Annotated in this window: 20 protein-coding genes; 7 read left to right on the forward strand and 13 right to left on the reverse strand. The window is 64.6% G+C overall.

All coding sequences use genetic code 11. The annotated features are described in order from the left end of the window. Nucleotides 1-105: 105 nt before the first annotated feature. Complete coding sequence (locus tag CLU86_RS20450) at nucleotides 106-597, forward strand: hypothetical protein (RefSeq protein ID WP_099742898.1); 492 nt, start codon at nucleotides 106-108, stop codon at nucleotides 595-597. Nucleotides 598-785: 188 nt separating this feature from the next. Here CLU86_RS20450 and CLU86_RS22735 read toward each other — a convergent pair whose 3' ends face one another. The 3 genes from CLU86_RS22735 to CLU86_RS20460 all read right to left on the reverse strand — a co-directional run bounded on the left by CLU86_RS22735 (nucleotide 786) and on the right by CLU86_RS20460 (nucleotide 5,212). Beyond that, nucleotides 786-1,139, reverse strand: coding sequence for a hypothetical protein (locus CLU86_RS22735; protein WP_143226759.1), 354 nt, complete (start codon nucleotides 1,137-1,139; stop codon nucleotides 786-788). A 74-nt stretch (nucleotides 1,140-1,213) separates the two neighbouring features. Continuing rightward, nucleotides 1,214-1,768: an exonuclease gene (locus CLU86_RS20455; protein WP_099742899.1), complete on the reverse strand. Its 555-nt coding sequence runs from the start codon at nucleotides 1,766-1,768 to the stop codon at nucleotides 1,214-1,216. Between the two features lie 498 nt (nucleotides 1,769-2,266). After that, a complete protein-coding gene (locus CLU86_RS20460; RefSeq protein ID WP_099742900.1) occupies nucleotides 2,267-5,212 on the reverse strand; it encodes a hybrid sensor histidine kinase/response regulator in 2,946 nt (981 codons plus the stop codon). Nucleotides 5,213-5,652: 440 nt separating this feature from the next. On the opposite strand from CLU86_RS20460, the gene xrtH reads away from it, so the two are divergent. After that, on the forward strand, nucleotides 5,653-6,162 hold the full coding sequence (xrtH, locus tag CLU86_RS20465) for an exosortase H (protein WP_121454183.1): 510 nt from the start codon (nucleotides 5,653-5,655) through the stop codon (nucleotides 6,160-6,162). Between the two features lie 20 nt (nucleotides 6,163-6,182). Further along, nucleotides 6,183-6,842: an exosortase H-associated membrane protein gene (locus tag CLU86_RS20470; RefSeq protein ID WP_199175158.1), complete on the forward strand. Its 660-nt coding sequence runs from the start codon at nucleotides 6,183-6,185 to the stop codon at nucleotides 6,840-6,842. Here CLU86_RS20470 and CLU86_RS20475 read toward each other — a convergent pair. From CLU86_RS20475 to CLU86_RS20495, 5 genes are all read right to left on the reverse strand, one after another. Further along, a complete protein-coding gene (locus tag CLU86_RS20475) occupies nucleotides 6,731-7,546 on the reverse strand; it encodes a response regulator transcription factor (protein ID WP_099742901.1) in 816 nt (271 codons plus the stop codon). The two genes, CLU86_RS20470 and CLU86_RS20475, sit on opposite strands and share 112 nt — an antisense overlap. A 270-nt stretch (nucleotides 7,547-7,816) precedes the next feature. After that, the gene (locus CLU86_RS20480; protein WP_099742902.1) at nucleotides 7,817-8,872 is read right to left on the reverse strand and encodes a serine/threonine protein kinase; all 1,056 of its coding nucleotides are present in this window, start codon (nucleotides 8,870-8,872) and stop codon (nucleotides 7,817-7,819) included. A 77-nt stretch (nucleotides 8,873-8,949) separates the two neighbouring features. Continuing rightward, nucleotides 8,950-10,041 (reverse strand): DUF2855 family protein, encoded by a 1,092-nt coding sequence (locus CLU86_RS20485; protein WP_099742903.1) that lies wholly within the window; start codon nucleotides 10,039-10,041, stop codon nucleotides 8,950-8,952. An 80-nt stretch (nucleotides 10,042-10,121) separates the two neighbouring features. Beyond that, complete coding sequence (locus CLU86_RS20490; RefSeq protein WP_099742904.1) at nucleotides 10,122-11,552, reverse strand: bifunctional serine/threonine-protein kinase/universal stress protein; 1,431 nt, start codon at nucleotides 11,550-11,552, stop codon at nucleotides 10,122-10,124. Continuing rightward, entirely contained in the window at nucleotides 11,549-12,319 is a 771-nt protein-coding gene (locus CLU86_RS20495) for a metallophosphoesterase (protein ID WP_099742905.1), read from the reverse strand. Before CLU86_RS20495 ends, CLU86_RS20490 begins: the two co-directional genes overlap by 4 nt. A gap of 163 nt (nucleotides 12,320-12,482) precedes the next feature. Here CLU86_RS20495 and CLU86_RS20500 point away from each other — a divergent pair, with 163 nt between their 5' ends. Continuing rightward, a complete protein-coding gene (locus CLU86_RS20500; protein ID WP_099742906.1) occupies nucleotides 12,483-12,947 on the forward strand; it encodes a potassium channel family protein in 465 nt (154 codons plus the stop codon). A 94-nt stretch (nucleotides 12,948-13,041) separates the two neighbouring features. On the opposite strand, the gene CLU86_RS20505 is transcribed toward CLU86_RS20500, so the two are convergent. From CLU86_RS20505 to CLU86_RS20520, 4 genes are all read right to left on the reverse strand, one after another. Continuing rightward, entirely contained in the window at nucleotides 13,042-13,458 is a 417-nt protein-coding gene (locus CLU86_RS20505) for an organic hydroperoxide resistance protein (RefSeq protein WP_099658980.1), read from the reverse strand. A 50-nt stretch (nucleotides 13,459-13,508) separates the two neighbouring features. Next, entirely contained in the window at nucleotides 13,509-13,973 is a 465-nt protein-coding gene (locus CLU86_RS20510; protein ID WP_099742907.1) for a MarR family winged helix-turn-helix transcriptional regulator, read from the reverse strand. 271 nt (nucleotides 13,974-14,244) lie between these two features. After that, nucleotides 14,245-15,804, reverse strand: a complete 1,560-nt coding sequence (locus CLU86_RS20515; protein ID WP_233195133.1) for a tripartite tricarboxylate transporter permease — start codon at nucleotides 15,802-15,804, stop codon at nucleotides 14,245-14,247. A gap of 1 nt (nucleotide 15,805) precedes the next feature. Beyond that, nucleotides 15,806-16,225: a tripartite tricarboxylate transporter TctB family protein gene (locus tag CLU86_RS20520; protein ID WP_233195135.1), complete on the reverse strand. Its 420-nt coding sequence runs from the start codon at nucleotides 16,223-16,225 to the stop codon at nucleotides 15,806-15,808. Nucleotides 16,226-16,372: 147 nt separating this feature from the next. Here CLU86_RS20520 and CLU86_RS20525 point away from each other — a divergent pair, with 147 nt between their 5' ends. Together CLU86_RS20525 and CLU86_RS20530 are read left to right on the forward strand one after the other, a co-directional pair. Then, nucleotides 16,373-17,071, forward strand: coding sequence for a response regulator transcription factor (locus tag CLU86_RS20525; protein WP_099742908.1), 699 nt, complete (start codon nucleotides 16,373-16,375; stop codon nucleotides 17,069-17,071). Then, complete coding sequence (locus CLU86_RS20530; protein ID WP_099742909.1) at nucleotides 17,055-18,494, forward strand: sensor histidine kinase; 1,440 nt, start codon at nucleotides 17,055-17,057, stop codon at nucleotides 18,492-18,494. The genes CLU86_RS20525 and CLU86_RS20530 overlap by 17 nt, the downstream gene beginning before the upstream one ends. A gap of 31 nt (nucleotides 18,495-18,525) precedes the next feature. Here CLU86_RS20530 and CLU86_RS20535 read toward each other — a convergent pair whose 3' ends face one another. After that, nucleotides 18,526-19,374 (reverse strand): 3-hydroxybutyryl-CoA dehydrogenase, encoded by an 849-nt coding sequence (locus CLU86_RS20535; protein ID WP_099742910.1) that lies wholly within the window; start codon nucleotides 19,372-19,374, stop codon nucleotides 18,526-18,528. A 157-nt stretch (nucleotides 19,375-19,531) separates the two neighbouring features. On the opposite strand from CLU86_RS20535, the gene CLU86_RS20540 reads away from it, so the two are divergent. Continuing rightward, nucleotides 19,532-21,124 carry a GMC family oxidoreductase gene (locus CLU86_RS20540; RefSeq protein WP_099742911.1) on the forward strand — a complete coding sequence of 531 codons (1,593 nt, stop codon included), beginning with the start codon at nucleotides 19,532-19,534 and terminating at the stop codon, nucleotides 21,122-21,124. Nucleotides 21,125-21,240 lie beyond the last annotated feature (116 nt).

Here is a 21,240-nt window from a genome sequence, read left to right on the forward strand (position 1 = left end):
GCGCCGCAAGCCGCCTTCAGGAGAATTCAGTGTCCAGAATATCCCGCACAGTCCAGAGTATCTCGCAGGTTTTTCGGGATACATCACGTTGGACCGCATAGCACCATGGCCGACTCCAACCAGACCGAGGGCAAGCCAAAGTCCAAGTTCACGACGTTTCGCATTGTTCTCATTGTCATGGGAGTGTCTGCACTTTTCAGAATTGTGGGCCGGGAGGCTGATCGCGCATCAACTGAGCGCGGCTACGCCAATGCTGTCGCACAGGTTACGAACGAAGGCGCAAATGAAGGGCTGATCCACGCGAAGGCTGCAGCGATGGTGCTCGAGTCACACTACAAACAGCACTCGAACTTTCCAGACAGCTTGGCCGCAGTAGACTTTGATAGGCCTCTGCCCGAAACGGTGCAAAGCATTCGAGTCGAGGCTGACGGAACGCTCCGCGTTGTGCTTATGGGTAGCGGGCGGCAGGACCTAAGGAGCTTTCGACTGCGCCCCCAAATCGATGCCGCCGGGAAGTTCACCTGGGCATGTGTGTACGAGGAGATGCCAGCGGGCACCCTTCCTGCAGAGTGCTCTCGACGGACCAATGATGGCTGAGTTTGATGGCCTGCGGTCTGGCTGGGCGTTCAACACGGACACCTGGCGGCGTCGGCGCGTTGCACGCACTCCTGGCGCAAGCCGCCGGTTAACTCTGCTTTGAGCGTCCGCTTTCATCTGCGGCCACGGGCTGCTACTGGCCGAGAACCGCATCCTAGCGCAGACCAGCAGGCGCTCGAAACGGACATCTAGTTGCCGCTAACGACAATTGCTACGCGAGACGGCCATTTGTCGTCATCGACCCAAACCGCAACTCGGGTTCTCGGCGTCAGCCCGTCAATGCTCCCGAGCGATGCACCTTCGGATGTCATCACCCCAATGGAACCTGTGGGAGTTTGAACGTGGCCATCGAAAACAAGGCTAAGTCCTGAAGGGCCGACAAAACTTAGTGAAACTTCGGTTTCGCCGTCCACATCCGCCTGGGTTCCCACGCTTACACAGCTATCGCTGTGCGAGACCAAGGCTTCATACTCTGGAATCGCAGCGGCTTCGTTGCTTGGATCCAAAATGAAAAGGATGGCGTTAGGTACCGCTAGTTTCATGCTCGTCAATGTCCGTTTCTCCTAACCGCCTTCAGTGACCGCAGTTGGCCGATCAATCACTTTTAACCGATCACCTACCTGCGGTTGTTCTCAGCGAGCATATTGCAGAACATCGCGCCCTGTTCGATTGCGTCGTCAAGCGCAACATGAGTGTGTGGAAGGTCATCGAACCAATGCTTTGGCATATTCCGCTTGCTACTGTTGCGGTACTCACTTTTCAGCATGGCCATCGCGAATGACTTCACATCAAGGGCAGAGTGACTGAACGGGCTCTCCCCTGCAAAGCGCATGAGATACCAGTAAACGAAAAGGAAATCAAAGCCGGCTGGATATGCAACGAACACTGGCTTTCCTGGCAGTGTTTCTATCCATTTGACGTAGGCCCGCATGGCAACTGTCGGAGACAAGAGGTTAGACCTACATGCAGCCCAAGCTTCAGGTTGCGTTGACCACCATTCCGCTGTCTTTGCGTCAGGGATGGCATCGGGCAATGTCTCAAGATTTGCGCTGAATGTGGAAAGGAGTTGCTTATCTGCAGTGTAAGCCGCTGAAGCAAAACTGAGCATTGAATTGGGTCCGGGTATTGGCCCATCGGACTCCACATCCGTGCTGACATAGATTTCAGGCATTAATTTTCTTGTTCACTTCGAATGTCGGCTGCTGGCCGGATTCTGCCCCACGGCATGGGACGCTATCGGTCCCAAAAAGGATGTACGAATTTGCAGACTATTGACGCTCAGCAGGTCCTTGCTTGGAAGTCATGTAAATCTGCCGACCACATCGGGTGGCCACCCCGCTTAGCTCCCCCAGGAAATCTTGCCAGTCTGTCCATTTCGAGCCAAAGCCGGTCGAGCCAATGTCGCCCCAAGCCTTTGGATTGCACATCGAAACAATCCGTTCGCATGCATGCTGCGCCATCGAAGGAGTCGAGGCAGATGTGACTAGCTCTTCAACCGATGCAAGTACGCTGTGCGTAGCCGGGTATGACCGGAGCTGTTCGACTTTTGCGAGCAACGGTTGAAGTTCATGTATTTTGAGTCTCTGCATTTCGCAACGACCGGTTTTGCTAGCAAAACTGGCTAGTAAGTGAAGGACGGCTCCTGGCCGATAGCCGCATTCTCCACCCTTCACGCTGACGTCCCCTGCCCACGTTGCCCCTGATGCGGCGCTTGCAGTGCGCGCACATGGGCCCCCAATTGCGTCAGGCCTTGGCGGGCCAGGTGTTGCAGTTTGGGCAGGCAGCGGTCGATGGTGGCGGCGTCCTGGGCTTTGGCGGCAGCTTCCAGGGGGCGGGTCAGCTCGCCCAGGGGGCTCAGGCCAAAGCTGCCTGCGGTGCCGCCCAGGTCGTGGGCTTCGCGGCGCAGGGTTTCCCATTGGCGGCTGTGTGCGGCCTGGGTGATGCGTTCTACCCGGCGCTCGCAGTCCTGGATGAACTGGTCGATGAGGGGCAGCAGCCGCGCGGTGGGGATGGTGTCTTGCAGGTCTTGCAGCAGCGCTGCGTCGAACACGGCGGTGGTGGTGCTGGTGGCGGTCGAGGTCTGCGGACTCTCAGCGACGACGACGGGGGCTGGGGCTAGGCTGTTGGAGGGCTGCGTGGCCGGTGCGGGGGGCGGTGGCGGGCTGGGCGCGCGGGTGTTGCGGGCCTTGGCCAGCCAGCGCGATAGGGTGTGCCACAGCGGCGCTTCCAGCAACGGTTTGGCGATGTGGTCGTTCATGCCGCAGGCGCGGGTGCGCTCCACATCGGCGGTGCTGGCGTTGGCCGTCATGGCGATGATGGGCAGGGCCTCGAAGCGGGGCAGGGCGCGCAGGGCGCGCGTGGCGCTGAGCCCGTCCATCACGGGCATTTGCATGTCCATCAGCACGGCGGCATAGGTGTTGTCGCTGGCCCGGGTGAGTGTTTCCACGGCCTGGGCGCCGTCGTGGGCCATGTCCACGACCAGGCCTCCGGCTTCGAGCAGGCCTTTGGCCACTTGCCGGTTCAGGTCGTTGTCGTCCACCACCAGAACGCGCAGCCCCGCAGTGTGGGCGGGGGCCAGGGCCGTGGTTTGCAGGGGCTGGGTGAGCACGTCGCGCGCCCAGTCGGTGGCAGGGGCGCGCTGCAGGCGTGCGGTGAACCAGAAGGTGCTGCCTTGCCCGGGCTGGCTTTGCACCCCGGTGTCGCCCCCCATGGCCCGCGCCAGCTGGCGCGAGATGACGAGCCCCAGCCCCGTGCCGCCAAAGCGGCGCGTGATGGAGCTATCGCCCTGCCTGAAGGGCTCAAACAGCCCCTGCATCTGCTCGGGCGTGAGGCCTATGCCGGTGTCTTGCACCGCGCCATGCAGCAGCAGGCTGTTGCCGTCTTGCTGGGCCACGCTCAGGCGCACCAGCACTTCGCCCTGGTGGGTGAACTTTATGGCGTTGTGCACGTAGTTGATGAGGATTTGGGACAGACGCTGGCTGTCGCCCATCAGCTGTTCGGGCACCTCATCGGCCACTTCCAGGCGCAGTTGCAGCGCTTTGGCGTGGGCTTTGGGGCTGAGCAGGTCGACCAGCGTGGCCAGTACGGGCGACAGGGCAAAGGCCTTGTTCTCCAGCACCAGGTGGCCACCGTCGATTTTGGAGAAGTCCAGGATGTCGCTCAGGATGCCCAGCAGGTGCCGGCCTGCCCGGTGCATTTGCTCGATGCGCTCGCGCTGGGGCGGGGGCAACTCTTCTTTCAAAGCCAGCTGGGCCATGCCCAGGATGGCGTTGAGTGGGGTGCGGATCTCGTGGCTCATCACGGCCAGGAAGCGGGCGCGCTCTTGCGCGGCGCGCTCGGCCGCTTCCTTGGCGGTGGCCATGGCGCGGGTCTGGCTCTTGCGCTCGGTCACGTCCATCCATACGCCATGAAAAAGCACGCTGCCGTCTTCCAGCCGCCGCGCGGTGGCCGAGGTCTGCAGCCACCGGGATGTGCCTTCGTGCAGCACTTCGGTGTCAAAGTCGAGTGGGGCCTGGGTGTGCAGCCGTTCCATGAAGCGTGCTTGCACGCGCTGCTGCACGCTTTGCGGCACCGAATACGCCTCGCCCACCGAGCCGCCGCTGCGCAGCAGGGCCAGCACCTGCAGGCCCGGCATTTCCGCAGCCTTGTCGCTCACGAACAAAAAGCGGCAGGTGCCGTTGGGCTGCAGGTGCAACTGAAACACCACGCCAGGGATGGCACTGGTCAGGTCCACCAGCTGTTCAGACAGTTTGCGTGCTTCTTCGCTGCGTTGCACCTGTGCGGTGAGCTTGTCGGCGCGCTGCATGGTGTTCTTGAAGACCTGTAGTGCCCGGGCCATGGTGCCCACCTCGTCGCGGCGGCGGGTGGCGGGGATGGCATCGCCATACTGCTGCGAGGCTAGGCGATTCATGATACGCGCCAAGTCGGTGATGGGGCGCGAGATTTGCGTCACCGCCACGTACACCGACAGCACCAGCACCAGCGCCAGCGCGGCCACGACAGCCGCAGCCATGGACCACAGGGTGTCGCTGGTGGCGTCGTTTTGCTGCTCTACCAGCGCCTCGAACTCGGCGTGCGAGCGGCTGCGCAGGCTCTCCAGCCCTTGCTTGAGCTGCACCATCGCAGGCTCGAAGTCTTGGTACATGTGGTTGTTGGCGTGGGTGTTGAAGCCCGGTCGGGCGGGGGCTGCCTCTGCTGCGTTGAGGACTTGCTGGCCTGCATCGAACACCTCTTGCGAGCGCAGCCGCAGCGCCATCAGATCCCGCCCCTTGTGGGGCATGCGCTGTGCAATGTCGTTCAGCGTCATTTCAAAATCACGCTGCACCGCGCGCAGCCGCTGTGTGGGCTTGGCCGCTGCGGCCTGCACAGGGCTGCGGGGGGTGTTGGCCATGCCAGACACTAGGCCGTGGGTCTCGCTGAGCAGCACGCTCGCGTCGCCAAAGCTGTGGGTCAGTTCGGACTCCAGCGCGATCAAGGTGCGGTACTGCGTGTCCATCTGCCGCATGCTGACCATGGCGTAGCCAATGATGGCCATCGACACTAGACCCATCAGCCCGACCAGCAGGCTGATTTTGGCTGCCAGGGGCAGGTGGGAGAAAAAACGTTCGCGGCGCATGGGGCTCGGTGATGGCGTTCACACCCTGTCAGCAGGCGGACAGGACGGGCTGGTGGGTGAATGGACGGGGTGGGCTGATGGATTGTTGGGGCACTGTGCGCCCAGTTTCTGGGGATCGCAAGAGGAATATGACCCAGGTCAAATGGGCTAAAAGCGCACAGGTGAGGTGGCTATAGCCCCCTTGGGTCGGCGCAGTGTAGAAGGCTGTGGCGCGCGTTCCCAGGGCCCCAAAGGTTAACGATGTTGAACGCATCGCCGTGGCTGGGTAGGGTGGCCTTGCGGCGGGCTGCGGCACACCCGCACGGGATGCCAAGTTTTTGGTGCCATTCGAGGCAGATCGCTTGATAATCCGCACGCCCAACCGGCTGCCGGGTGGGGGTGGCCTGCTGGCACCCGTTTGCGCCCGGCTTCTCTCCCTTCTTTCTCGCTCCAGGTGGTTCATGGCCCGTTTCTTTCTCACATTTTTGGCACTGCAGCTGTCGCTGTTCGGCATCAACATGCTGGGCGTGGTGCAGCAGCATGTGGTGCTGCCCTGGACGATGCTGCTGGCCCGCATGTGCGCTGGGCTGGTGACCTGGTTTGACAGCAGTGCGGCGGCGGCAGGCAAGGTGCTGTGGAACACGGTGACGGGCTTTGGTGTGTCGATCGAGCCCGGCTGCAACGGCATTGAGGCGTGCATTGTGTTGTTTGCGGCGGTGGTGGCGTTCCCCTCGTCGTGGCGGCACAAGCTCATCGGCTTGGCGGCGGGGTTTGTGGCGGTGCAGGGGCTCAACATGGTGCGGGTCATCAGCCTGTTTTACCTGGGGCAGTGGAATACGCAGGTGTTCAACTTTGCGCACGAGTACCTTTGGCAGGCGCTCATCATGCTAGATGTGCTGATCGTGTGGCTGCTGTGGGTGCGCGCCGGCAACAAGGCCGCAGCGGCCCCCGCTGAAGCGGCTGCAGCTTGATGGGTGAGGGCTTGAAGACCATGCTCCGTCCTTCTCCGTTTGCCATTTTTGTCCTGTCCGCCTTTGGCTGGATGTTGGCGCTCACCGTGCTGTGGACGCAGATTTCTCCGTGGACTTCGTATCCCGTGGGCGTGCTGTCCAGCGTGACGCTGGAGCAGACGGCGCCCATGTGGGTGCGTGAGGTGCACCTGCGCCCGGGCGTGATGGACGTGGACACCCGGGTGGCCATTCCGGTGCCATCGGCCGGTGGCCGCAAGGCCGAGGTCACCATTGACGTGAACCCCGCGCGCTACGCCTATGGCCTGCCCATTTTCTTGGCGTTGCTGCTGGCAGCCCGGGGGCCTAAGCGCTGGCTGCGTGCGCTGGTGGGCTACCTGGTGCTGCTGCCCGCGCAGGCTTTCAGCCTGACGATGTATGCGCTGATGCAGGTGGTGCTGACCACCCAGGTGGATGCCCGGCTGCTGCGCATTGCGCAGTGGCAGCTGGAGGCCATCGTGTACGGCTACCAGGTGGGCTCGTTGGTGGTGCCCACCTTGGCGCCTATCCTGGTGTGGCTGTGGCTGGACCGTCAGTTTGTGGCCAAGGTGGTGGTGCCGGTCTGGCTGCCCTCACCGGCGGCTGTGGCTGCCACACCCGTTGTTTCTGCGGCTCCTGCGCCCTCAGAGCCTGGGGCATCCTGAGGACTGTGGTGCGCTGCGTGGGGGTCTACCGCATCCAGCCGGTAGCCCATGCCGTAGATGGCGCTGACCACATAGCCGTTGGCAGGGTTCAGGTCGAGCTTGCTGCGCAGGCGTGAGACATGGGTGTCCAGTGAGCGCGAGGGGGCCTCGCTGGTTTCGCCCCACACCACTTCGCGCAGGTGGGCGCGCGACAGCAGCCGCCCGGCGTTGCGGAACATGAACAGGGCCAGCTCGTATTCGCGGTTTTTCAGGTCCACTTCCACGTCATTGAGCAGCAGAGAACGCTTGTCGGGGTCAAACCGGTAGGGGCCAAACGCCAGGTTGTTGCCCATGGCTTGGGGGTATGCACGGCGCAACAGGGCCGTGGCGCGGGCCATCAGCTCACCCATGCGCAGGGGCTTGGTCATGAAGTCGTCCGCGCCGCAAGACAGCGCTTCGATCACGTCCTGCTCTTCGCGGCGGCGGGTGACAAACAGGATCGGCAATTGCCGTCCTGTGGACTGGCGCACGGAGGCGACGACTTCGGGGCCCTCCATGTCGGGCAAATGCCAGTCCACGATCAGCAGGTCAAACGTTTCGTGGCGGATGTCGCGCAGCAGTTGCGCGCCCGTTTGGTAGGTGTGGCAGACGTGGCCTTGGTGCTCGGTGGTTGCTTTGATCAGCTCCAGCAAGATCGGGTCATCGTCGAGGGCGGCTATTCGCATGGCTTGTGGTCAGCGCTTGAGCGCACTTTTCATAGAACAACAAAGGGGGCCTTTGGATGGTGCCCTAGAACCGCAGTGCAGGTCTTTGTGCTGACAATCGTTTGCAATCCGCGAGGAGCGGATTGGCCAACACACCGGAAACCACCAAAGTATCATTTGAGTGTCATTGTAAACACTTTATAGAAAATTGAAAATCATTTTTGCCATAAATGATATCTATACGCATTTGGACGCGATGCCATAGAAGAGGGCCGCTGAAAGCTGGCTGCGTCAGGCGTACAGCGGCTCTTCGCCCATGGCTTCGATCTGTTCGTGCAACATGTCCACCTGGCCGCGCCAGTAGTCGCTGCTGCCAAACCATGGGAAGTTGACGGGGAACACCGGGTCTTGCCAGCGCCGGGCCAGCCAGGCGCTGTAGTGGATGAGGCGCAGCGTGCGCAGAGGCTCGATCAGCGCCAGCTCGCGGCGGTCGAAGCTGCGAAATTGCTCGTAGCCTTCCAGCAAAGCGCTGAGCTGCTGCGTGCGCTGGCTGCGGTCGCCGGACAGCAGCATCCACAGGTCCTGCACAGCGGGGCCGGTGCGGGCGTCGTCCAGGTCCACAAAGTGGGGCCCCCCGCTGGGCTGGTCGGTGGGCGTCCAGAGGATGTTGCCAGGGTGGCAGTCGCCGTGCAGGCGTATCTGGCGTGCCTGGTTTAAGCCAAATTGGCCTCCATCGCCCGTTGATAAAGCGCTGCTAGCTATCAATTTAAGAGCGTCTTCGCAGGCGCCTTGCCAGGCCGACTGCATGTCCAGCGGGATGATCTCGTGGGCCAGCAGCCAGTCGCGTGGTTCGGTGCCAAAGGTCTGCACGTTGAGCGCCGGGCGGTGCGCAAAGGGCTTGGCCGCTCCCACGGTGTGGATGCGCGCCAGAAAGCGGCCAATCCACTCCAGCACTTCAAAGTCGTCCAGCTCTGGCCCCCGGCCTCCGCGCCAGGGGCTGACCGAAAACGCAAAAACACCATGGGTGTGCAGCGTGGTGCCGTTCAATTCCAGCGGGCCCACAGCGGGCACCTCGGCGGCGGTCAGCTCGGCGGCAAAGGCATGTTCTTCCAGAATCTGCGCGTGGCTCCAACGCTCAGGGCGGTAAAACTTGGCCACCACGCGCTGGCCGTCTTCCAGTGACACCTGGTACACCCGGTTTTCATAAGACGACAGCGCCATGAGCCGCCCGTCGCCGTACAGCCCCACACTGGCGAGTGCATCCAGCACGGCGTCGGGCGTCAGTGCGGCAAAAGGGTGTTGGGCGCTGGTGCCTGCGTCCGGCGGGTTGTCATGGTGTGGGTGCATGCAGCGATTGTCGTCGCTGGCTTGCTTTGCAAGGGGGTTGTGCGACCGGTGACCTGCGGGCGGTGGCAGACGGATGATTACGCCAGCAGGCTCGCCATATGCCCCAGGCGCGGGCTGCCCTGGCCGCCCAGCACCTGCAGGTACACCGCCTGCGTGGCGGCGCGGCCTTGGTGGTGCTGCACCACCAGCCAGGGCTGCGGCGGGGCCTGCACCGCTGCGCTGAACTGCTGCCACGCCTGCACCAGGCGCTCGTTCAGGCCCTGGGCTCCCCAGTCTGCGTTGCGCTTTTTGACCTGTGCCGGGGCGAAGAACATGGTGGGGCGGGGGCCGGGCAGGTCGCCCGCGCCGCCCAGGTCTTGCACATGGCTGGCCCCTACGGCGCAGCTGTAGGCCAGCCCTGTCAAATGCCGGTGGATGCGCCCGCGCAGCGCCACGCTGCCCGCAAAGTCCACGTACACGCTGGCAGGCTTGGCGGGCAGCTGTTCCAAGTCTTCATAAGCCAAGACCCGGTGGTAGCAGCCCAGGCTTTCGCAAAACGCCCGGTTGGTGGCTGAGGTCAGCCCCACCACCTGGATGCCTGGGCGTTTGGCCAGCTCGAACGCCGTGCCGTAGGCCGTTTTGCTGGACGCGCTGGACAGCAGCACGGCGCCCGCGCCAAAGAACTGCTGGTCGGCCAGAAAGTCGTCGATGAGCCACGAGGTGACAAACAGCGGTCGCAGCAGGGCCTGGATGTCCTCGTTGAAGGGTTGGTAGAACGGGTCGGTGCTGGTGCGCAGGTAGTAGTTGTAGACCGCATGCAGCCCCGCGCGGTGCGCAGCGCCGTCGCTGAATCCCGTGTTGCTCACGCGGTGCGGGGCCAGCACCGCATGGGTGGCCATGGGCCAGTAGCCATAGAGGTGCTCGCCCACCGGGATGTCGGGGTGCCGCGAGGCCTGCACCGTGCCAAACCCCCACACCGGAATGATCCCCCAGCCCGCCTCGCCCGAGGGGAAGAACTGCCAGTACTGAAGCATGTCGCCCATGGCCGCGTAGGTGATGTTGTTGCTGGTGAGGGCAAACCGGTCCACCTGGACGCGGATCTCTCCCTCCTGCAGCGCTGAATCGGCCGTGGTGCGCACAGCGGTGTCGGCCAGTTGGTTCTGGCGCACGAGGAGGGTGGTGGTGCTCATGCCGCTACGCTAATGCAAAGGGCGTGTGGGCTCAATAGCCAAGGGCCGCGTGGGTGACAGTTCGCCCATCACTTGCCGCTCTAAGCCGTCCCGGCCAAGCGCGTAAACGGCAGGGCCTGCTTGACCAGGATGACAGTGCACGGCGCGTCGCGGGCCACGCGCATCGGCACGGTGGCTATGAAGCGCTGGGTTTGCAAGCCGTGCGTGGCCGCGCCCAGGATCATCATGTTGACGTGGTTGCCCTCGGCATAGCGCACCAGGGCGTGGGCCACATCGCTGGATTCGAGCACGTGGTAGCTCACGGGGTGTTCGGTCAGGTCCAGCGGCTGGGCCCATTGGCGCAGGCGGGCGTGGTGCTGGCGGTGCAGCGCGGTTTCGCTGCGGGCGCTGTCGCTGGTGCTGCTGGCCGACGGGGACAGCACCGTGACGCACGCCAGCCGCGCCCCGGGCCGGATGCCCAGCGAGCGGGCCACCGCTTCGCGCAGCGAGTACAGCGTGGCGTCCGTCACATCGCTGTGCGGCACGGCCACCATCACGATGGGGGTTTCTTCGATTTGTTGCGAGGGCAAGGGGCTGGGCTGGTAGTGCATGCCCGCAGCCCGCAGCCAGCGCTTGAGGTGCGCGAGGAACGGCGTGCCCTGGGTGCGCCGCCCCCGCTCGGTAATGCGCACCTGGGTGGGGTTGGCCAAGTCCAGCGCCAGGTGGGCGGCTGAGGGGTAGCGCTGCGCGGCCTCGGGCTCCAGGCAGCGCAAGATGATTTCTTGCAGCCAGGGGGCCAGGTCGGGGCGGTGCTTGCGTGGCGGTGCGGGCACCATCCACAGCCGCTGGCGCAGGCCGCCATCGGTGGTGGGGGCGCCAAACGGCAGCTCGCCCGTGGCCAGTTCGTACAGCATCACGCCAATGGCGAAGAGGTCGCTGCGCGGGTCACCCCGCACGCCCACCACTTGCTCGGGCGCCATCCAGGCGGGCGAGCCCACAGCCTTGCGCTGCTCTTCGGCCAGCAGATCCGGGAAGTGCGCGTGGCACGACAGGCCAAAGTCCAGCAGCACGGCGTGGTCCTCGTGCGTGAAGAGCACGTTGCCGGGCTTGAGGTCGAGGTGGCAGGCGTTTTGCTGGTGCAGGCTGTGCACGGCGTGAGCCAGGGCTGCACCCAGGCGGGCGATCTGTGCCTCGTCTGGGCGTTCGCCAGCGTCCAGCCAATACTGCAGGGTGTGGCCCTGCAGGTATTCCATGGTGATGTAGGGCAGCCGGTGCAAGTCGCCAGCGGCCACAAAGCGCGGCACATGCGGGCCGGTAAGAGCAGGCAGGATTTGCAGCTCCACCTCAAACCCCACGATGTTCTCCGCCCCATCACCCACCGTCATGCGCGGGATCTTCATGGCCATGGGAAAGCCGGGGTCTGGCGCGCCGCTGGCGTATTCGACCCGGTAAATGTGGGCCATGCCCCCTGCGTGAATGCATTCGCGCACCACAAAGCCGTCCACCACGGCGCCGGGCTTCAGCAGTTTCATCGTCCTATCTCCAGGCGGTGGGCAAACGTGGGGGGCAGCGCGCCGCCGGTGGCCAAAATGGCGGTAGCAGCCTCGCTCACTGCGTAGGGCACGCGCTCAAATCGCAGCTGCCAGTGGTCGGTGTCCAGCAGGGCGTACATGGCGCGCGGGTCTCCATCACGTGGCTGGCCGACCGAGCCCACCGTGGCCACCCATTGCCGGTGCGGTGGCACGGGCACCGCGACCCCCGCCATGGGCGTAAAGCGCATCAGCCCTCGCCCGGCGCCCCGGTAGTAGAGGGTCTGCAGGTGCACATGGCCGCAAAAGACATGATGCACTCCGGGGTGCTGGGTCGCAGCCTCCAGGCATTGGGCGGCCACCACTTCGTTGTCCACATAGCGCCAGCTTTCGGGGGCATCGGCGCTGGCGTGCACCAGCAGCACGCCGCCCACCTCGGCGGTCAGGGGCAACTGGGCCAGAAAATCACGCTGCTGCGGGGTGAGCTGCTCGTGCGTCCATACCGCGCCTTGGGCGGCGATGCTGGTCGCGCCTTTGTCGGCCCCCACCGGGGGGTGCACGGCAAAGGCGTCGTGGTTGCCGCCAATCACGCTGTGTCCGGCTGCGGCCAGTTCCATGGCCTGCTGCACCACATAGGCGGGGTCAGCCCCGTAGCCCACCAGGTCGCCCAGCAGGGCAAAGTGCTCGGCCCCCTGGTCACGGGCGTGCTGCAGGCAGGCGTCCAGCGCCTGGCGGTTGGAATGGATGTCTGACAAGAGGGCCAGTTTCATGGTGATCTCCCCATGCCTGCATCATGCCCCACAGGGGGGCGCCTTCGGACTGCGGTTTGTCCGGGGTGTGGCGGGTGGCTGTTTGTCAGCCTGCAGCGGGTTTGGATGGCAATAATCAGGGGGCGTTTTCCCCCTCCCATCGCATGCCCTTGGGCTGTTTCCCATGCCGCAAAACCGCGCCTCTCAAAAAATCTACATCGCCCGCCGTGGGGTGATCTATTCGCTGGTGTTGTGCGGATTGATTCTGGGCTTGGGTGGCGTGGGTTTTTGGATGCTGGACCCTCGGGTCGATACTTTCACCGATGGCCTATGGCTGGCCTTCACCACAGCGGCCACTGTAGGTTATGGCGATCTGGTGCCCAGCACCCATGCATCGCGGGCGTTTTCAGTGGTCGTGGTGTTGCTGGGTTTGGCCGTGCTGTCGCTGGCCACGGCGTCGCTGGCCGCCATTTTTGTGGAGAAGGACGTGGCGGCGGAAGAGAGCCAGATCGAAGCGGACTTGCTCAATGAACTGGCACTGCTGCGCAATGAAGTGCGCCAGTTGCGCGCTGAGGTGCTGGCCTTGCACCCCGCAGCGGCAGCGCCCACCGCAGCAAGCGCAGTGCAGGCGCGCCAGCCCACGGATTGAGAACAGGTTCTGTGCGCACCCACCGCAATCCCTGAAAGAAAAACGCCGCTGCCCCCTGTCAAAAGGGGCGGCGGCGTTGCTTGCCTGAAGGGGCTTAGACCAGCGTGATGGTCACATCGATGTTGCCGCGTGTGGCGTTGGAGTAGGGGCACACCTGGTGGGCTGCGTCCACCAGCTTTTGGGCCGTGGCTTTGTCCAGGCCGGGCAGGCTGATGGCCAGGCGGGCGGCGATGCCGTAGGCGTTAGGGATGGGGCCCAGGTCGACTTCGGCGTCGATGGAAACGTCCTGCGGCACGGGGATGCCGATCTTGCCGCCCACGGCTTTCATGGCGCCGATGAAGCAGGCGGCGTAGCCGGAGGCAAACAGCTGCTCTGGGTTGGTGCCAGTGCCGGAGGTGCCGGGCGAGGAGAGCTTGACGTCCAGGCGGCCGTCGTCGGTCTTGGCTGCGCCATCACGGCCGCCGGTCACGTGGGACTTGGCGGTGTACAGGACTTTTTCGAGTGTCGTCATGGTGTCTTCCTTGCAGTGTTTGCCCAAAGGCGGGCGGTGGAGGGAATCGTTCAGCGCTGACCCAATCGGTCACGCAGTTGTTTGAGTTCGGTGGTCAGGGCCACCAGTTCGGGCAGGGTGCACTGGCTGCTTTCCAGCACGCAGGGCGGAATGGCTTCGGCCTTGTCCCGCAGTGCAAGCCCTTGGCCCGTGAGGCTGATGCGCACGCGTCGCTCATCCTCGGCATCGCGCAGGCGGCGGATGTTGCCACCCGACTCCAGCCGCTTGAGCAGCGGGGTGAGCGTGCCCGAATCCAGGTACAGGCGCTCGCCCAGCTCAGACACGGTGAGCCCATCTTGCTCCCACAGCACCAACATCACCAGGTACTGCGGGTACGTCAGTTCAATGGCTTCTAGCAGCGGCTTGTACAGCTTGGTCATGGCCAGCGATGCGGAGTAGAGCGCGAAGCAGACCTGGTTGTCCAGCCGCAACGACTGCGGCGTGGGGGTGGTGGGAGTGCTTGGGCGGGTGGGCATGGGCTGAATTATTGCTGGCAATTAAATTGTGTGCAATGTAATTGGATAAATGTCAGCACCGTTGACGTGGTTAATAAGCCAAGGCCATCCGGCGGGGGCTGTGCTGTTGTGCCCAAAAACGAAGCCACCCGCACGGAGTCCTCCGTGCGGGTGGCTTCAGGCACTGGTTCAAGCACCGGGGTCGCACGGACCCGGTGCGGTCACAGGTTTTGAACTGGCTTGGGAGTCTGTTGGCGACGCTCTGCAGGGTCGTCAACAGGGCTCTGAACCCTCAGGCGCCGTGCTGCGGGACTGCCGGAGTGCCAGGCGCCACGGCTTGGTGGTCGGCATGCGCCGCATCCGCTAACGCCGGGGTTTTGCCCCTTTGGCGGAAGAAGCTCACCATCTGCCACAGCACAAACACTGCAATCAGTCCGAGCAAGGTGCCACTGATGGGGCGGTTCACGAACACCTCAAAGCTGCCCCGGCTGAGCAGCATGCTGCGGCGGAAGTTTTCTTCCAGCATGGGGCCAAGGATGAAGCCCAGCATCAGCGGCGAGGGGTCCATCTCCAGCCGCATGAACAGGTAGCCCAGCAGGCCGAACACCACGGTGATGAACACATCGTCGAGGTTGTTGTTGATGCTGTAGGTGCCAATGCAGCAGAAGAACAGGATGGCCGGGAACAGCACGTTGTAGGGCACCTTGAAGACCGACAGCCAGTAGCGCACCAGGGGTACGTTCAGTGTCAGCAAGAAGCAGTTGCCAATCCACATGCTGGCGACCAGCCCCCAGAACAGCTCGGGGTGCCCGGCAATCATGTTGGGGCCGGGCTGTATGCCCTTGATGATGAAGGCCGCCATCATCAGCGCCATGACGGCGTTCTCGGGGATGCCAATGCTCATGAGCGGGATGAAGCTGGTGCGCGCAGCGGCTTCATCGGCGGCGGCTTGGCCGGCCACGCCTTCGATGCAGCCAGAGCCGATCTCGTGGCGGTATTTACTGACCTTCTTGTCCAGGGCGTAAGCCGCAAACTGCGCAATCACCGGGCCGCCGCCTGGCAGGATGCCCAGGAGGGAGCCGACCACGCTGCCGCGCAATGCGCTGGGGATGATGCGCTTGAACTCAGGCCAGGTCGGGATGAGCTTGATCTTGCCGTTGAAGGGCGAGCGCTCCTCGCGCGAGTCCAGGTTCTTGGTGATCTCGGCAATGCCGAAGCAGCCCAGCGCAATGCTGACAATGCCCACGCCGTCGGCCAGGAAGGGCAGGTCGAAGGTGAAGCGCGCGGTGCCGCTGTTCACGTCGGTGCCCACCGAGCCCAGCAACACGCCCACCAGGCACATGGCCAGGCCATTGATGAGGCTGCCGGTGGTCACAAAGCTCACGCACACAAAGCCGACCAACATGAGTGCGCAGTAGTCCGCCGGGCCAAACAGGAAGGCCACTTCGCCCAGGCTGGGGGCCAGGAAGGTCAGCACCACGATGGCCACCGTGCCACCGATGAAGCTGGAGAAGCCCGCAGTGAACAGCGCCAGCCCGGTCTGCCCCTTGAGCGTCATCGCATACCCGTCAATACAGGCCACGATGCTGCTCGCGTGCGGAATTTTCATGGTGATGGCGCTCACGCTATCTCCGTATTGCGCGCCGTAGTAAATGCCGGCGAGCATGATCAGCGCGCCCGTGGTGTCGATTGAGTAGGTCAGCGGCAGCAGCAGGCTGATGGTGGCCAGGGGGCCCAGGCCGGGCAACAAGCCCACCAAGGTGCCTACTGTGCAGCCGATGGCACAGTACATCAGGTTGTGCAGCGTGAGTGCGTGGCTGAAGCCGAACGCCAGGTTGTTGAGGACTTCCATGTCAGTACAGCGGCAGGTTCACGCCAAGAAGTTTCTGGAAGGCCAGTGCAATGAGCACCAGCACGGCGGCGATCTTCAGGTTGCGCGCGACCGAATAGGTGGTGCTGGCAAACCCGGAGCAGAACACCATGAACACGATGCCAACGATCATGTTGAGGTAGTGCGACAGCAAGGCAAAGCCGCACAGGCTGCCCAGGATGATGCTGATGTTGCGCACCTGGAAATTCAGTGGCACCGGCTTGACCAGGCGCGCGCGCACCACGGTGATCACGCCGATCACAAACAGCATGCAGCTCACGATGAAGGGAAACATCCCCGGCCCCGCCCTGCCCAGGGAGCCCAGTGAGTAGTTCACTGACGGCAGGCCAAAGCCCACCGCCAATGCCATGAGGACAAAGCCCCGTATGAGGTTGCGATCCATTGTCAAAATATGTCTCCTGTAGTGTTCGGCGAAGGGCCTCTGGCCTGCCAAAATCGCGCCGATGGCTGGGGTATGCTGGCCGTTGCACTATTCCCATCGAACCTGATCGCGGGCTGACCTGGCCCATGCGTAATTCCACGTAAACCGATGCGCATCCTCTTGGTAGAAGACGACCCCGTGCTCGGCCGCACCATGGCCCAGGGGCTGGAAAAAGCGGGCCACAGGGTGGAGCTGGCCCGCACGGTGGAAGAGGCCCAGCACTGGTGGGCCGTGCAAGGCTTTGATGCCGTGCTGCTGGACTTGAACCTGCCCCACGCTGCCAGCACCCGCAGCGGCCTGGGCAGTGGGCTGACCGCGCTGCGGGGTGCCCGGGCCCGGGGCGATCGCACCCCCGTGCTGATCCTCAGCGCCCGCGACAGCACCGAAGAGCGCATTGCCGGCCTGGATGCCGGGGCTGATGACTACCTGGGCAAACCATACGAACTCAAAGAGGTGGAGGCGCGCTTGCGAGCGCTGGTACGCCGCGCTAGCGGCACCGCTGACGTGGTCACCGTGGGCCAGCTGCTGCTAGACCGGCTGGCACGCCGTTGCAGCCTGGGCGGCCAGCCGCTGGAGCTGCCCTCCCGGGAGTTTGAGCTGCTGTGGGAACTGATGACGCCACCCGGCCGGGTGTTGAGCAAAAGCGAGCTGTCGCAGCGGTTGTCCGACACCAGCGAAGCCCTGGGTGACAACGCGCTGGAGTCCTTCGTCTCACGCCTGCGGCGCAAGCTGCAGGGCAGCGGCGCGGCCATTCGCACGCTGCGCGGGCTGGGCTATGTGCTGGAGGAAGATGCCAGTCCCTCGTAGCCCCGGCGGGTGGGCGCAGCGCCTGCCGTTGCCAGCACTGCGCCAGCGCATCGGGCGCCATGTGCTGGTGTCGCTGGTGCTGGTCTGGGGGCTGGGCAGCGCTGTCATTTTGGCGGTGGGCAACCACTTTGTGGCCGAGGCCTTTGACCGGGCCCTGCTGGACGATGCGCACGGGCTGGCAGCCCATGTGCGAGGTGGTGTGGGCGGCGTGCCTCTGGAGTTGGGCCTCACGCAGCGGGAGGTGGGCATCTTGTTGCTCGACCAAAGTGCCGCCGCCCCTTTCGCGGTGTATGGGCCCGATGGAGCGCTGGTGGCGGGTGACCCTGAACTGGCCGCCGATGCCATGCCTCGGGGCCGAATGCAGGCCTTTTCCACGATGGAGCGCGAGGGACGCGAGTGGCGCCGTGTGAGCTTGCACGTGGCTGGCCCGCCGTCCTTCACCGTGGTCATGGCCGAGGCCACCGAGAGTCGCACCCAGCTGCTGCACCGCTTGCTCATCTACTCGGGCCTGGCCCAGCTGTGGCTGCTGGTGGTGCTGGGATCGCGCCTTTTGGGCGGTATTGAAAAGCACTTGCGCCCCTTGGCTGCTTTGCAAGATGCCGTGCAGCAGCGGGATGCGGCCGACCTGCAACCGCTGCCCCCAGCGCTCACCGAGCAGGCCACCACCCTGGATGTGCAGCGCCTGGGCGAGGCGCTGGACGGGCTGCTGGCCCGTGTGCGCGAGGGCCTGCACGCCCAGCGCGAGTTTGCGGGCAATGTGGCGCATGAGCTGCGCACGCCGCTGGCAGGCATTCGTGCCCAGGCCGCGCATGCGCTGGCGCAGGATGATCCAGCCGTCTGGCGCAGCGAGCTGGAGGGCATTGCCCAGGCAGAGCAGCGCGCCAGCCGCACGGTGGACCAGTTGCTGGCCCTGGCGCGGGCGGCCGAGGGCGGCATTGCGCTGTCGGTGCAGACGGTGGCGCTGGACGCCGTGGTGCGCGATGTGGTGTTGCGGTGCCTGCCCCGTGCCGATGCTTTGGGGGTAGACCTGGGCGCGCAGGGGCTGGAGCCTGGCACCCAGGTGCGGGGGAACACCGGTTTGATCGAAGGCATCTTGCACAACCTGCTGGACAACGCCCTGCGTTACGGCCGGGGCCATCCGCCCCAGATCACCGTGGCCTTGCATTGCGAGCCGCCCTATGCCGTGCTGCAAGTGCTGGACAACGGCCCAGGCGTAGACGCCGAACTGGCCCGCCATGTCCAGCAGCGCTGGGCGCAAGGCGCGCCGGGGCTGGCGCCGGGGCAGGGGGCGGGCCTGGGGCTCTCCATCGTCGCGCGTTACGCCCAGTTGATGGGCGGTCGCTTGGCCCTGGAGGGCGCAGCCCACGGGTCGGGGCTGGTGGCCAGTGTGTGGCTGCCGCTGGCGGACCCCGCCGCCCCTTGACGCGATGGGGGGCGGCTGCACCCCCGTCGCTTCAGTAGGTGTAAACGCCCTGGCCCGTCTTGCGGCCCAGGCGGCCAGCGGCCACCATTTCCTTGAGCAGCGGGCAGGGGCGGTACTTGCTGTCGCCAAACTCGGTGAGGTACACGTCCATCACCGCCAGGCACACGTCCAGGCCAATCATGTCAGCCAATGCCAGCGGGCCAATGGGCTGGTTGCAGCCCAGCTTCATGCCCGCGTCGATGTCTTCGGGCGTGGCCAGGCCTTCGGCCAGCACAAAGAAGGCTTCGTTGATCATGGGCACCAGGATGCGGTTGACCACAAAGCCAGGCGCATTCTTCACGGTGATAGGGCTCTTGCCCAGCGCCTCGGCCAGTGCCTTGACGGCGTCGTGCGTGGCATCGCTAGTTTGCAGGCCGCGGATGATCTCCACCAGCGCCATCATGGGCACGGGGTTGAAGAAGTGCATGCCGATAAAGCGGTCGGCACGGCCGGTGGCGGCGGCCAGCTTGGTGATGGAGATGGAGGAGGTGTTGGAGGCCACGATCACCTCGGGGGCCACCAAGGCATCGACCTGCTTCAAGATCTTGAGCTTGAGTTCGTAGTTCTCGGTGGCGGCCTCGATCACCAGCTGCGCGGTTTTCAGCGCGTCGTAACTGGTGGAGGTCTGGATGCGCGCCAGGGCAGCCGCCTTGTCGGCCTCGGTGATCTTCTCTTTCTTGATCAGGCGGTCCAGGCTGCCGGCCACGGTGGCCAGGCCTTTTTGCACGGCCGCGTCAGAAATATCCACCATCACCACATTGATGCCCGACACCGCGCAAGCCTGCGCAATGCCGTTGCCCATGGTGCCCGCGCCGATGATGCCAACGGTTTGAATCGTCATAAAACAGAGCCTTCTTCCAAGTGAAACAGACGCCCGCATGGTACGTGACAAGAGTTACTTGGCCCTGTCGCCCCCGGGTAAGTTCCTGAGTAAAAAGCACGGGCGTTCGGTTAAGGTGCTCGCGGGGCTGCTGTGCACAGCCCGGGAGGAGGCAGCCATGTTCGATTACATCGTGGTGGGAGGGGGCTCGGCGGGGTCTGTGCTGGCGGGGCGCTTGTCAGAGGACCCCGCTGTGCGCGTGTGCCTTCTGGAGGCTGGTGCGGCCGATACCAGCGTGTTCATCCACTGCCCTGCGGGCCTGGCGGCCATGGCGCGGCTGCAATCGCACAGCTGGCACCAGAGCACCGTGCCGCAGCCTGGGCTGAACGGGCGCAGGGGCTACCAGCCGCGCGGCAAAGTGCTGGGGGGCTCCAGCTCGGTCAACGCCATGGTCTACGTGCGTGGGCAGGCTGCCGACTACGACCACTGGGCCGCGCAAGGCAACCCAGGGTGGGCCTGGGCCGATGTGCTGCCGTACTTTGTGCGTGCCGAGCACAACGAGCGCATCACCGATGCACTGCATGGCCAAGGCGGCCCCTTTAACGTGGCCGACCTGCGCTCGCCCCACCGCGTGAGCCAGCGCTTTGTGCAGGCGGGCGAGGAGGCGGGCTACCCCCACAACACCGATTTCAACGGCCCCACCCAAGAGGGGGTGGGCCTGTACCAGGTCACCCACAAAAACGGTGAGCGCCACAGCGCCGCCAAGGCCTACCTGACCCCGCACCTGGGGCGCGCCAACCTGCAGGTCATCACCCAGGCGCATGCCACGCGCATCCTGATGGACGGGCGGCGCGCCGTGGGCGTGGAGTACCGTCAGGGCGGGCAACTCAAGCAAGTGCGCGCGGCGCGCGAGGTGCTGCTGAGCGCCGGGGCTTTGCTGTCGCCGCAGCTGTTGATGCTCTCGGGCATTGGCCCGGCGGCACAGCTGCAGCAGCATGGCATTGCCGTAGTGCATGCGCTGCCCGGCGTGGGCGAGCACCTGCACGACCACCCCGATGTGGTGCTGCTGTACGACGCGCCGCACCTCAAAGACCTGTTTGGCGTGTCGGCAGCGGGCCTGCTGCGGGTGGTGCAGGGCATGGCCCAGTGGCGCAAAGAGCGCCGGGGCATGCTCACCACCAACTTTGCCGAGGCCGGGGGCTTTATCTGCAGCAGCGCGGCCGAGCCCGCACCCGACCTGCAACTGCACTTTGTGATTGGCAAGCTGGTGGACCATGGGCGCCAGACCGCGCTGGGCCACGGCTACTCGTCGCATATGTGCCTGCTGCAGCCGCGCAGCCGGGGGCGTGTTCGCCTGGCCAGCGGCGATGCCATGGCGCTGCCGCTGGTGGACCCGAACTTTCTGGCCGATGCGGACGACCTGCGGCGCATGGTGCTGGGCGTGCGCCGCATGCGCTCCATCCTGTCGCAGCCCGCGCTGGCCGACCTGGGCGCACGCGAGCTGCCTGCATCGGCCGCCGCGCACACCGATGCCGACATTGCCGCCTTCATCCGAAACCATGCCGACACCATCTACCACCCGGTGGGCTCGTGCCGCATGGGGCCCGGGCCCATGGATGTGGTGGACGCGCAGCTGCGTGTGCACGGCGTGCAGGGGTTGCGGGTGGTGGATGCCTCGGTCATGCCACGCATCGTCAGTGGCAACACCAACGCCCCCACGGTGATGATTGCCGAGAAAGCGGTGGACCTGCTGCGGGCCAGCGTTGCCTGAGTTTCTTGATCTGCATCAGGTGTCAGGTCCGTGGTGGGCCTGGAATGGGGAGGGGGCTGGGCGGCGTCCCTCAGAATGGCGGCTAGGGTTTACCCTTGGTTCTTGCCGCTGGCAAG

The sequence above is a fragment of the Acidovorax sp. 62 genome, assembly GCF_002754495.1.
Lineage (GTDB): Bacteria > Pseudomonadota > Gammaproteobacteria > Burkholderiales > Burkholderiaceae_C > Acidovorax.

Excerpts from the sequence above, each read along its gene's own strand:
- CLU86_RS20500 (WP_099742906.1), top strand. The coding sequence starts at position 12,483 with ATGCCGCAAAACCGCGCCTCTCAAAAAATCTACATCGCCCGCCGTGGG.
- CLU86_RS20525 (WP_099742908.1), top strand. The coding sequence starts at position 16,373 with ATGCGCATCCTCTTGGTAGAAGACGACCCCGTGCTCGGCCGCACCATG.
- CLU86_RS20450 (WP_099742898.1), top strand. The coding sequence starts at position 106 with ATGGCCGACTCCAACCAGACCGAGGGCAAGCCAAAGTCCAAGTTCACG.
- CLU86_RS20530 (WP_099742909.1), top strand. The coding sequence starts at position 17,055 with ATGCCAGTCCCTCGTAGCCCCGGCGGGTGGGCGCAGCGCCTGCCGTTG.
- CLU86_RS20515 (WP_233195133.1), bottom strand. The coding sequence starts at position 15,804 with ATGGAAGTCCTCAACAACCTGGCGTTCGGCTTCAGCCACGCACTCACG.
- CLU86_RS20540 (WP_099742911.1), top strand. The coding sequence starts at position 19,532 with ATGTTCGATTACATCGTGGTGGGAGGGGGCTCGGCGGGGTCTGTGCTG.
- CLU86_RS20485 (WP_099742903.1), bottom strand. The coding sequence starts at position 10,041 with ATGAGCACCACCACCCTCCTCGTGCGCCAGAACCAACTGGCCGACACC.
- xrtH (WP_121454183.1), top strand. The coding sequence starts at position 5,653 with ATGGCCCGTTTCTTTCTCACATTTTTGGCACTGCAGCTGTCGCTGTTC.
- CLU86_RS20495 (WP_099742905.1), bottom strand. The coding sequence starts at position 12,319 with ATGAAACTGGCCCTCTTGTCAGACATCCATTCCAACCGCCAGGCGCTG.
- CLU86_RS20455 (WP_099742899.1), bottom strand. The coding sequence starts at position 1,768 with ATGCCTGAAATCTATGTCAGCACGGATGTGGAGTCCGATGGGCCAATA.
- CLU86_RS20520 (WP_233195135.1), bottom strand. The coding sequence starts at position 16,225 with ATGGATCGCAACCTCATACGGGGCTTTGTCCTCATGGCATTGGCGGTG.
- CLU86_RS20470 (WP_199175158.1), top strand. The coding sequence starts at position 6,183 with ATGCTCCGTCCTTCTCCGTTTGCCATTTTTGTCCTGTCCGCCTTTGGC.
- CLU86_RS20505 (WP_099658980.1), bottom strand. The coding sequence starts at position 13,458 with ATGACGACACTCGAAAAAGTCCTGTACACCGCCAAGTCCCACGTGACC.
- CLU86_RS20460 (WP_099742900.1), bottom strand. The coding sequence starts at position 5,212 with ATGCGCCGCGAACGTTTTTTCTCCCACCTGCCCCTGGCAGCCAAAATC.
- CLU86_RS20535 (WP_099742910.1), bottom strand. The coding sequence starts at position 19,374 with ATGACGATTCAAACCGTTGGCATCATCGGCGCGGGCACCATGGGCAAC.
- CLU86_RS20480 (WP_099742902.1), bottom strand. The coding sequence starts at position 8,872 with ATGCACCCACACCATGACAACCCGCCGGACGCAGGCACCAGCGCCCAA.
- CLU86_RS20510 (WP_099742907.1), bottom strand. The coding sequence starts at position 13,973 with ATGCCCACCCGCCCAAGCACTCCCACCACCCCCACGCCGCAGTCGTTG.
- CLU86_RS20475 (WP_099742901.1), bottom strand. The coding sequence starts at position 7,546 with ATGCGAATAGCCGCCCTCGACGATGACCCGATCTTGCTGGAGCTGATC.
- CLU86_RS20490 (WP_099742904.1), bottom strand. The coding sequence starts at position 11,552 with ATGAAACTGCTGAAGCCCGGCGCCGTGGTGGACGGCTTTGTGGTGCGC.
- CLU86_RS22735 (WP_143226759.1), bottom strand. The coding sequence starts at position 1,139 with ATGAAACTAGCGGTACCTAACGCCATCCTTTTCATTTTGGATCCAAGC.